The 681-nt window shown below is 75.3% G+C and carries 1 protein-coding gene; it reads left to right on the top strand.

Features of this window, described 5'->3' with window-relative positions; all coding sequences use genetic code 11:
- Window positions 1–681, top strand: a 681-nt coding sequence (locus ACYVO2_RS37290; protein WP_461012567.1) for an acyl carrier protein, incomplete at both ends; no start/stop codon positions are given.

Here is a 681-nt window from a genome sequence, read left to right as displayed (position 1 = left end):
GAAGGTGGACGCGGCGGTCAACCTGCACGAGCTGACCCGCGACGCCGACCTCACCGCGTTCGTCCTCTTCTCCTCCGGCGCCGGTGTCTTCGGCACCACGGGCCAGGCCAACTACGCCGCGGCCAACACCTTCCTCGACGCCCTGGCGCAGCGGCGGCGGGCCGAGGGGCTCGCGGCCACGTCTCTGGCCTGGGGCCTGTGGGCCGACGCCAGCGGCATGACCGGCCACATGCGCGACAGCGACCTGGCCCGCGTCTCCCGCCTGGCCATGCTCCCGCTCACCGCCCAGGAGGGACTCGCCGTCTTCGCCGCCGCCGCGACCGGAGACGACGCGCACCTCGTGCCCGTCCGCTTCGACTGGGCCGCCCTGCGCGCCCGCGCCACCGCCGGGACCCTGCCGCCGCTGCTGCGCGCCCTCGTGCCCGCCGCCGCCCGGCGCACCGCCGGTGCCGCGCAGACGCAGACCGGCACCTCCGCTCTCGCCCGCCGCATCGCGGAGCTGCCCGAGAGCGAGCGCCCGGTCGAACTGCTCGACTTCGTTCGCCTCCACGTCGCCTCGGTCCTCGGACACGCGAACACCGCGCTCATCGGCGCCGACCAGCCGTTCAAGGAGCTGGGCTTCGACTCGCTGCTCGCGGTGGAGTTGCGGAACCGGCTGGGTGAGGCGTCGGGGCTGCGGTT

The sequence above is a fragment of the Streptomyces capparidis genome, assembly GCF_054782095.1.
Note: the sequence above shows the minus strand (reverse complement) of the source record. Positions and strands in the feature narration are given on the sequence as shown.